Source organism: Microcoleus sp., from assembly GCF_041354475.1.
Lineage (GTDB): Bacteria > Cyanobacteriota > Cyanobacteriia > Cyanobacteriales > Microcoleaceae > Microcoleus.
On record NZ_JBGJZU010000076.1, the window covers coordinates 23277 to 30664 of the forward strand.

8 protein-coding genes and 1 pseudogene are annotated in these 7388 nt (G+C 44.3%); 6 read left to right on the forward strand and 3 right to left on the reverse strand.

The features are described from left to right. Positions 1 to 103: 103 nt before the first annotated feature. Positions 104 to 1525, reverse strand: coding sequence for an aspartate ammonia-lyase (locus ACBR23_RS22875; protein WP_371117616.1), 1422 nt, complete (start codon positions 1523 to 1525; stop codon positions 104 to 106). A 61-nt stretch (positions 1526 to 1586) separates the two neighbouring features. On the opposite strand from ACBR23_RS22875, the gene ACBR23_RS22880 reads away from it, so the two are divergent. The 4 genes and pseudogenes from ACBR23_RS22880 to ACBR23_RS22895 form a co-directional block, all read left to right on the forward strand. Then, entirely contained in the window at positions 1587 to 1988 is a 402-nt protein-coding gene (locus tag ACBR23_RS22880) for a hypothetical protein (protein WP_371117615.1), read from the forward strand. Beyond that, entirely contained in the window at positions 1985 to 2623 is a 639-nt protein-coding gene (locus ACBR23_RS22885; RefSeq protein WP_371125686.1) for a hypothetical protein, read from the forward strand. Before ACBR23_RS22880 ends, ACBR23_RS22885 begins: the two co-directional genes overlap by 4 nt. Positions 2624 to 2692: 69 nt before the next feature. Further along, positions 2693 to 3208, forward strand: coding sequence for a hypothetical protein (locus tag ACBR23_RS22890; RefSeq protein WP_371117613.1), 516 nt, complete (start codon positions 2693 to 2695; stop codon positions 3206 to 3208). Positions 3209 to 3268: 60 nt separating this feature from the next. Then, positions 3269 to 3421, forward strand: a pseudogene (locus tag ACBR23_RS22895) (WD40 repeat domain-containing protein); the annotation flags it as partial. A gap of 135 nt (positions 3422 to 3556) precedes the next feature. Here ACBR23_RS22895 and ACBR23_RS22900 read toward each other — a convergent pair. Both ACBR23_RS22900 and ACBR23_RS22905 read right to left on the reverse strand, forming a co-directional pair. Then, positions 3557 to 4000 (reverse strand): DUF29 domain-containing protein, encoded by a 444-nt coding sequence (locus ACBR23_RS22900; RefSeq protein ID WP_371120498.1) that lies wholly within the window; start codon positions 3998 to 4000, stop codon positions 3557 to 3559. A 96-nt stretch (positions 4001 to 4096) separates the two neighbouring features. Continuing rightward, positions 4097 to 4552, reverse strand: a complete 456-nt coding sequence (locus ACBR23_RS22905; RefSeq protein ID WP_371117611.1) for a DUF29 domain-containing protein — start codon at positions 4550 to 4552, stop codon at positions 4097 to 4099. A gap of 191 nt (positions 4553 to 4743) precedes the next feature. Between ACBR23_RS22905 and ACBR23_RS22910 the strand changes: the two genes are divergently transcribed. Both ACBR23_RS22910 and ACBR23_RS22915 read left to right on the forward strand, forming a co-directional pair. Beyond that, a complete protein-coding gene (locus ACBR23_RS22910; RefSeq protein ID WP_371120499.1) occupies positions 4744 to 5907 on the forward strand; it encodes an iron-containing alcohol dehydrogenase family protein in 1164 nt (387 codons plus the stop codon). Between the two features lie 183 nt (positions 5908 to 6090). Further along, the gene (locus ACBR23_RS22915) at positions 6091 to 7272 is read left to right on the forward strand and encodes an aspartate aminotransferase (protein WP_341738079.1); all 1182 of its coding nucleotides are present in this window, start codon (positions 6091 to 6093) and stop codon (positions 7270 to 7272) included. Positions 7273 to 7388 lie beyond the last annotated feature (116 nt).

Sequence of the window (7388 nt, forward strand, 5' to 3'; positions counted from 1 at the left end):
CTTGACACTATCCAAGAATAACTTAAGGTGGGATATCTGCTGTTAGACCCCCGACTTATTAAAAAAGTTGGGGATCTGAGTATTCTGTTTTTTTAAGTTGAGCTTACTTAGCAGAAGAGGTGGGCATCGCACTCATTTTCTCTAAGTCTAGAACTTTTGCCAAGTCTTCTGCACTCATTAAACCGCGTTCTAGCACAATTTGCCGCAAAGATTTGCCAGTTTCTAGGGATTCTTTGGCAACAGCCGCCGCGTTGAGATAACCGATGTGGGTGTTGAGGGCGGTAACGAGGGCGAGACTACCTTCAGCATAAGCGAGACATCGATCGCCCTTAGCTTCAATTTTTGCCAGACATTTGGTGCTCAGGGCACTAATCGTATTGCCCAAAATTTCGATGCTGTGAATCAGATTGTAGGCGATCAGGGGCATCATCACGTTCAACTCCAATTGTCCCGCTTGGGCACAAAGGGCGATCGCACTATCATAACCCATGACTTGAAAACAAACCATCGAAGTCATTTCCGCCATCACAGGATTGTATTTTCCCGGCATAATTGACGAACCAGGCTGCACCGGAGGCAGTTGAATTTCTTTCAAACCCGTTTTCGGTCCGGAGTCCATCAAACGCAAGTCATGGGACATTTTAACGCAATCTTGAGCCAGATTTCGCAGCGAACCAGACACATTTACAAACGGCGACATACTCTGCATAGCCGCCATTAAATGTGTCGCTGGTTTCAGAGGTTTATCAATTAATGTCGAGAGAATTTCAGCAACTTTTTGACAATATTCAGGATGAGTATTTAAGCCAGTACCCACCGCACTGCCACCCAATCCCAAGGATGTCAAATCCGCCGATGCAGTTTGAATTCTCAAGGTATGTTCTCTGAGAATTTGAGCCCAAGCGCGGAAGGTTTCACCGAGTCGCACAGGCACTGCATCTTGCATATGAGTGCGGCCTGATTTTACAATATCTTGAAATTCTGTGGCTTTGCTTTCTAGAGCGGCTACGGCCTTCGACAAAGCCGGCAACAAAGTTTTTTCCAGCGCCAACAATCCGCCAATCCGAATCGCCGTCGGAATCACATCATTGGTCGATTGTCCATAGTTTACATGATCGTTAGGACTAACACGCTTGTAGTTGCCTTTTTCATCACCCATAATTTCCAAAGCGCGATTAGAAAGAACTTCATTAACATTCATGTGGTGAGAAGTTCCTGCCCCAGCTTGATAGACATCAACTACAAATTGATCCCGCAATTTACCAGCTAGGATTTCGTCGGCTGCTTGGACAATAGCTTGACTGATATCTTGCGGAATGCAGCCGAGTTCACCATTGGCGATCGCCGTAGCTTTCTTAATTAAAACACAAGCATCAACATAAGTCGATAAAGGCTTAATCCCGCTAATCGGGAAATTTTCGATAGCGCGCAGAGTTTGGATGCCATAATAGACATTTGATGGGATTTGTTTGTCTCCCATCGAGTCGCTTTCAGTGCGGTAGGTTGCAGTTGGCTGTTCAGTCATTCGATTTTAGATTTTAGATTTTAGATTTTAGATTATCGCACGTTTAGAGGTAATTTTATTGATGGGTGAGGTTGAGAGAGAGGAGTTAATCGCCCAACTGCGGGCCGCTGGAGTTAAGCATAACCCAGATGACATTCTGCGGATTGCCAGATTGCCGGATAGTAAAATTGTTTTTTTGGAGATTGGTAATGATGGTTCTGGGTGGCAACACATTCGGAAGCAACACGCAGAAAATTTTGCAGGAAGGGGAATCCCTGAAGATAAAATTATTGATGCTGTTATCGCTGCTGTCATCAACGGTAGGATTTTAGGCAATCAAGGCAGAAGTCGAACAGTTTATGAAATTGAGTTGAATGGTGCGATACAATATATTTCTGTGGAAGTAGCAAGCAATGGCTATATTGTTGGCGCTAATCCCACCAGGCAAAATTTAATCCGTCGGTTTACTCAGGAGAGATCATGATGTTGCAAAGAATTAAGTTAATGCCTGATTATAGTTGTTATCCCTTGTGGGATAGAGATGATGGTGGTGATATTGAACCCTGGGAATTACCGCTGAGTGAGGCAACAATTGAACGGTTACTCAATTGGCAAAAGATTTATGATGGAATTATTGACTGGGATGATCCGGCTTCGGCTGGTTTTGCGAGTGCACAGGAAGAGATAGCTTTTGAAAGAGAAGGTATTAGTTTATGGAAACAACTTCAGAAGGAATTGGGGGATGAGTACGAAATTGTTTATTTTAGTCAATTGCTGCAACGGGTTATAAATCCCTATAAATCGCGGTTATGCAATTATTTATATGCCCTTCGGCGAACGTCAGAATTGCCACTATTTATCCAAAAATGGAGGCGCAATTTGGCAGAGAATGAAATTTCGGGAAAGCAATTTATTGCTCATATAACGGTTCCTGTTACTAGAGGCAAAAGCATTGAAGCTCAAGGAAAAAGCAGAAGTGTTGATAAAGTTAAATTCAAGGACTCGCTCTATTTCTATCCAGCAAGCGATAACCACCAACACATTGTGCGTGCTAATCCCAAACGTAGAAAGTTAAGCCGTGATTTAGCCACGATAGAGCGCGATCAAAAAAAAGATTGAGTTGGTTACATTCTTCCACCCAACCTACAAGCTGCTACACTATTAACAACCACATCCTCACCCACATCTATGCTCGCAAAAGCAATCCTCGCCATCGCGCCCTACATATTGGAAGTGCTCTCACCCATCGCCCGAAATATCGGCTACAAACTAGGAGAAGCCTTCGGCAATAAATCTCAAAAGTACCGAGATATCCTGATTCCCGATCCCAATAATTCATCTGATTCGACTGAAATAGAGCAAGCAAAACAGCGTTATTCCCAAGAAATGCTGGAATACGCCAAAGCGAAAAATGTCAGAGATAACGAATTGTTAAAGCTGACAATAGCACAAACGGCACGTCGCATTGAGTTGCAGGAACAGCAACAGCAAGATAGACTGAAGCTGTCAGCCTTGCAGCGGGATTTGATGCGGGAATTGCAAGCAAAGGATATTCAGATAAAGCTGACTGAAATTCAAACAATTTGGGATAAAGATACTTGGTTTTCTAAGTTGAATCGAGAGGAAACCAAGCAAATTTTACTTGAGCGGATTTGTATTATCTCAATATTGACCCCTGCTATGAACCTCAGTTGTTTAATTTAAAGGATGAATTGGCTGAAAATGGGTTGGCAGAAGAATGGGTGAAACCTTGGGCATTCAGACTATGTTAATTCTGTCGCCATCAGCCCGGATGGACAAATTATTGCTAGTGGTAGTGGAGACAACACTATCAAGCTTTGGAATCTGAAAACCGGACAGGAAAATCGCACTCTCACAGGGCATTCAAACAAGGTTAATTCGGTCAGTTTTAGCCCGGATGGAAACACTCTGGTTAGTGGCAGTAATGGTGGGAGTATCAAGATTTGGCGGTGTGATGGGTGAACTACTAACAGGGAAAGATGAAAATTATGGCGCGATTTGCACATAGGGAACTACAAAATTTGACAGAACTCAAAAATTCTCAAAAATATATTCATCCTCAAAAACTTCAGACCAACCAAGTGAGGTTAATTGACATTTTTTACCCATTTCATCCTCAGCATCTTTCACCGCAACTTGAAAACATTTCTCCCAGATAGACTCAATAAAATCACGATTCAAACTCGGCATTTCTTCTTGACTTTCTTCAATCTCTCGACGCGCGGAACGAATACTAATAGCCCAGCTAGCAGTTCGTTTTTCAGGTTGATTTTTCCATTTAATAATATGAAGCATTAAACGAATTAACTGGCTTTTTAATGCTCGTTTTTCATTTCTTCCCATTGCTTCAATTAAAGATTCTAAACCTGCCGTGGCTTCCATTGATTTTCCTTCTTTGAGAAGTGTCTGGACTGTGACAGCCGTTTGATAATGAGAACACACTGCTAACCAGTCCCAATCTTGTTTAGTCAGCATTCTTATTTCCTTGGAATTACCTATATTCCTAAATTTATCATAAATCAATAGTTATGGCAATCGGCGGTTAAATCCAGATTCGTATCGATCCAAACTTTAATCTTCTTCGTTATCAGGTAAAGTATATTCATCCTCAAAAACTTCAGACCAAGAAAGGGAGGTTAAGTGACATTTAATTTTCCTCATTTCGGTTTCAGCCTCTTTCACGGCTGCTTGAAAACATTTATCCCAAATAGATTCAACAACATCACGATTCAAACTCGGGACTTCTTCCTGAATATCTTCTATTTCCCGGCGCGCCGTGAGAATACTGATAGCCCAGCTAGAAGTTGGTTTTTGAGGTTGACATTTCCATTTAATAATGTGAAGCATTAAACGGATTAATTGGCTTTTTAATGCACGTTTTTCACTTCTTACCATTGCTTCAATTAAAGATTCTAAACCTGCCGTGGCTTCCATAGATTTTCCTTCTTTGAGAAGTGTCTGGACTGTGACAGCAGTTTGATAATGAGAACACACTGCTAACCAGTCCCAATCTTGTTTAGTCAGCATTGCCTTATCCTTTAAATTGCCTATATTTGTAAATTTATCATACCGATCGCCCCTCAAATCCCCTTTCCCATCTTCCAACCCCGCACAATACTTAACAAAAACTTGAGAAAACCACGACCGTTGCCAAAGCCTTGTTAGAGTTATCCTATAAGTCCACTAATTCCACAACTCGTCACTACGCTCCCAGCTCAATGACTCAAACCTCTACCTCAACCAAAACCGACACATCAATATTATCCTTGACAATTGCCCCCGCTTGTGTATTGCGGGGTCAAAATGCCCTAGCCCGATCGCGAGAGGCGATCGCCCGTCTCGGAAAACGCCCCCTCATCGTCGGCGGTAGCAACTCCCTAGCCATCGCCAAACCTTTCCTGCAACCAATCCTCCAAGGCGCTGAGGCGGGCACGGGGGCACCGCCCCTACAGTTTGCTGAAATAGCCTACGGTACAGATTGCAGCGAAATGAGTTTGGCAAACCTGCGTGAAGCAGCCGCCACCCATGAAGCCGATTTCATCATCGGGGTTGGTGGCGGCAAGGCCTTAGATGCAGCCAAACTCCTAGCCTATCAGTGCCAAATCCCGATCGCCACAATTCCCACCTCCGCAGCCACCTGCGCCGCTTGGACAGCCCTTTCTAACATCTATTCAGAACAAGGTGCCTTCCAATACGATGTTACATTAGCCAGATGTCCAGATTTACTGATACTAGACTACGACTTGATTCAAACCGCCCCCCAGCGGACATTAGTAGCAGGAATCGGAGATGCGATCGCCAAATGGTACGAAGCCTCAGTCAGCAGCGGACACTCCGAACAAACCATGATCGTTTCGGCAGTTCAACAAGCTAGAATATTGCGAGATATCCTATTTCAAAAATCGGCGATCGCCCTCCAAGAACCCGGTAGCGAAACCTGGCAAGAAGTGACAGATGCCGTTGTATTATTAGCAGGAGTAATTGGCGGCATAGGGGGTGCTCAATGTCGCACCGTCGCCGCCCACGCAGTCCACAACGGCCTAACTCATCTATTAGCAAGTCACGGAACATTGCACGGCGAAAAAGTTGCCTACGGCATTTTAGTCCAACTGCGACTAGAAGAAATGCTGCAAAACAATCAACTGGCGGCCACAGCCAGACAGCAACTGTTAAAATTCTACGGCGAGATTGGATTACCCCAAACTTTAGACAGTCTAGGACTTGGAGACATTAGCCTAACAGAATTGCAGCGCTCCGCCGAAATAGCTTGCAATCCCAACTCCGACATCCACAGACTACCGTTCAAAGTAGTTCCCGAACAATTAATGGCAGCGATGGTTTCTACCACCGCACCTGTGGGAGAATTAAAAGTCAAGAATTAACAGCCTTCAAAAGTCAAGACTTTAGTCCTCGATCGAGTAAACCTTTGAGGACTAAAGTCCTCACTACCAACCCAGAAAAATGACAAGGGTTAGTAGTCAGGATTATAGTCCTCGATCGACTAAACTTTTAAATAGTACAGTTTTGACCAAAAACAACTAACACTAACAACTGATAACAAACTAATGACCTTGGATTGGATTAGCCCTGCTGACAGGTTGCAAACACTGCCACCCTATGTATTTGCCCGTCTCGACGAACTCAAAGCCCGTGCCCGCGAACAAGGACTAGACTTAATAGACTTGGGAATGGGAAACCCAGACGGTGCGACTCCCCAGCCAGTAGTAGATGCCGCCGTCGCAGCCATCCAAAATCCAGCAAATCATGGCTATCCACCCTTTGAAGGAACAACAAGTTTTCGCCGTACCATTACCAAATGGTACAGCCGCCGCTACAACGTTGAATTAGACCCAGAAAGCGAAGCATTACCTTTATTGGGTTCCAAAGAAGGTTTAGCGCACTTTGCGATGACTTACATCAATCCAGGAGATGTAATATTAGTACCAAGTCCTGCTTATCCCGTATTATTTCGCGGCCCGATTATCGCCGGCGCAAAAGTTCACAACATTATCCTCAAACCAGAAAACGACTGGGTAATTGACTTAGCCGACATTCCCGACAGCGTAGCGCAACAAGCCAAAATACTCTACTTCAATTATCCCAGTAATCCGACTGGGGCGACTGCACCCCGCGAATTTTTTAAAGATGTTGTGGCTTTCGCGCACAAGCATCAAATCTTGTTAGTTCATGACTTGTGTTATGCCGAATTAGCCTTTGACGGCTATCAACCCACAAGTTTATTAGAAATTCCCGGCGGCAAAGAAATCGGTGTCGAATTTCACACGATGTCAAAAACCTACAATATGGCTGGATGGAGAGTCGGTTTTGTAGTAGGAAATAGCAAGATTATCCAAGGTTTGCGGACATTAAAAACTAACCTAGATTACGGTATATTCTCCGCATTGCAAACCGCCGCAGAAACCGCACTGCAATTGCCCGATAGTTACTTGCAAGAAGTGCAGAATCGTTATAGCATTCGCCGAGATTATATGGTGGCAGGATTGGCAGAATTGGGGTGGAATATTCCTAAACCTTTGGCTGCAATGTATCTTTGGGTTCCTTGTACTCGCGGCATGAGTTCCACGGATTTTGCCCTGAATGTTTTGCAGCAAACTGGTGTTGTAGTAACTCCTGGCAATGCTTTTGGACCTGGTGGGGAAGGATATGTCAGAGTTAGTTTGATTGCCGATTGCGATCGCCTGGGAGAAGCCCTGCGTCGCATGAAAGAAGCAAACATTCGATATTAGTTATTAGTTATTGGTTATTGGTTATTAGTGATAATGCCCAATTTCTTCCCCCTAGGGGGGGCAGGGGGGGGTTCCCTAATGCCCAATGTTCTCCCCCCTAGGGGGGGGCAGGGGGG

Coding starts and splice junctions, on each gene's coding strand:
- ACBR23_RS22890 (WP_371117613.1), top strand. CDS start 2,693: ATGCTCGCAAAAGCAATCCTCGCCATCGCGCCCTACATATTGGAAGTG.
- ACBR23_RS22875 (WP_371117616.1), bottom strand. CDS start 1,525: ATGACTGAACAGCCAACTGCAACCTACCGCACTGAAAGCGACTCGATG.
- ACBR23_RS22910 (WP_371120499.1), top strand. CDS start 4,744: ATGACTCAAACCTCTACCTCAACCAAAACCGACACATCAATATTATCC.
- ACBR23_RS22885 (WP_371125686.1), top strand. CDS start 1,985: ATGATGTTGCAAAGAATTAAGTTAATGCCTGATTATAGTTGTTATCCC.
- ACBR23_RS22880 (WP_371117615.1), top strand. CDS start 1,587: ATGGGTGAGGTTGAGAGAGAGGAGTTAATCGCCCAACTGCGGGCCGCT.
- ACBR23_RS22905 (WP_371117611.1), bottom strand. CDS start 4,552: ATGCTGACTAAACAAGATTGGGACTGGTTAGCAGTGTGTTCTCATTAT.
- ACBR23_RS22915 (WP_341738079.1), top strand. CDS start 6,091: ATGACCTTGGATTGGATTAGCCCTGCTGACAGGTTGCAAACACTGCCA.
- ACBR23_RS22900 (WP_371120498.1), bottom strand. CDS start 4,000: ATGCTGACTAAACAAGATTGGGACTGGTTAGCAGTGTGTTCTCATTAT.